1 protein-coding gene and 1 pseudogene are annotated in these 1862 nt (G+C 61.0%); one reads left to right on the top strand and one right to left on the bottom strand.

Annotated features, from left to right (window positions below; genetic code table 11):
• Positions 1–1148: heavy metal translocating P-type ATPase (locus tag G113_RS19985; RefSeq protein ID WP_005913886.1), on the bottom strand; the 1148-nt coding region annotated here is incomplete at its 3' end.
• Positions 1149–1434: 286 nt separating this feature from the next.
• Between G113_RS19985 and G113_RS19980 the strand changes: the two are divergent.
• Positions 1435–1862 (top strand): annotated as a pseudogene (locus G113_RS19980) (hypothetical protein); the annotation flags it as partial.

Genomic DNA, 1862 nt, shown 5'->3' with positions numbered 1-1862 from the left:
CTGGAGTCCTCGCCCACAGTGGTGGCCTCGATGGTCAACACCCCGGAACCATTGATGGCCCCCCCCAGCACAGAGTCACCAACCCCCCGCATCACCGGCATGCTCTCACCGGTGAGAATGGATTCGTCCAGCTCGCTGCTTCCCTGGGTGATGCGGCCATCCACCGGCACCCGCTCGCCAACCAGCACCCGCAACGTATCCCCTTGCAACACCTCGTCCACGGATACGCTGACCCACTCTTCCCCCCGCAGCAGGGTTGCGGTATCGGGGCGCAGCGCCATCAGCTCGCGAATAGCCGACTGGGTGCTGCGCCGGGCGCGGGTCTCGAGCAACTTGCCAAGGGAGATGAGGGTGATGATGAGGGCGCTCGCCTCGAAATAGAGGTGACCAGACGCCTCTGCCCCCAGACTCAGCCAGAGGTAGAGACTATAGAAGTAAGCGGCGCTGGTACCGGTGGCGACCAGTACGTCCATGTTGGCGGCCTTGTTCTTCAACGCCAGCCAGGCACCGCGATAGAAACGCGCCCCTATCCAGAACTGCACCGGGGTGGCCAGCGCCCACTCGGCCCAGGCTGGCAGATGCCAGCTCAGCAAACCCGCCATGGCAAACATGCCTACCAGCAGCGGCAGGGTCAGCAGGGCTGCGATCACCACCTGGCGCAGCGCCTGCTTCGCCTCCGCGCGCTCCTGCTGCTCGCGAGCCTGCAACTGTTGCTGACGGGAAGTCACACTGCCGCGCACCCGTTCGGCACCAAACCCCAGCGTCACGATACGGTCGCGCACCGCAGCCGGAGTCAGCAAGCCGGGCAGCAGCTTGAGCCGGGCCAGCTCGGTGGCGAAGTTGACCTCCGCCGACTCGATGCCAGGCAGAGCCGCGAGCGCGTTTTCGATACGACTGGCACAGGCGGCGCAGCTCATGCCGCTCACCTGAAAATCGACCCCCTCGCTTGGCACCTCGTAACCTAGCTGGCGAATGCTCGCCACCACCTCGGGCAGCAATGTCTCGCTGCTCAACGTCACGGCCGCTTGCTCCAGGGCAAAATTGACCCTGGCCTCGACGCCGTCGATCCGGTTGAGCGCTTCTGCTATGCGGCTGGCACAACTGGCGCAACTCATGCCACGGATCGGCACCTGGATGGATATGGTCATGACAAGCCTCCTACGACTCACGATGAATCAACCTTAACCTTTACTGTAAGGGGAAGCTCAAGCTGATTTGGCACAAGAAATATGCAAGCGGGCTCCACCCTGGCCTGAACACCCGCAGCACAAGCCGGATAAAAGATGAGCAGGCTCAATGCCGCTGTCATAGGGCTGGCTCATAATTCGGGGGTTTTGAATGTAAACTGGGGGCGGCCAGGGCGAGACACTCTGTTACATGAGTCCACCCACCGGCTCGGTATACTAACCACAATAATAAGGTTTGGCGGGAACCTTGCCTGCAAGGTTCAAATACAATTTTAGGAATCTCAGGAATCCTAATGAAAATATCAATCCAACCGGACCCAGGCCTGGCAGGCACTGGATGCTCACTTCGCCGCAGAGGGCAAGATGCAGCTCAAGGAGCTGTTCGCCAAGGACGCCAAGCGTTTTGACAGGTTTTCCCTCACCCTGGGTGGCGACATCCTGATCGACTACTCCAAGAACCTGATCACGGAGCAGACGCTCAAGCTGCTGATTGACCTGGCCAAAGAGACTGACCTGCGCAGTGCCATCGACGCCATGTTCAACGGCGACAAGATCAACCAGACCGAGGGTCGCGCCGTACTGCACACCGCCCTGCGCAACCGGTCCGATCGCCCCATCGAGCTGGATGGCAAGGATGTGATGCCGGAAGTGAAGGCCGTGCTGGCCAAGATGAAA

Source organism: Aeromonas molluscorum 848, from assembly GCF_000388115.1.
GTDB lineage: Bacteria > Pseudomonadota > Gammaproteobacteria > Enterobacterales > Aeromonadaceae > Aeromonas > Aeromonas molluscorum.
The sequence above is the reverse complement of the archived record's forward strand: the minus strand, read 5'-3'. Positions and strand labels throughout refer to the sequence as shown.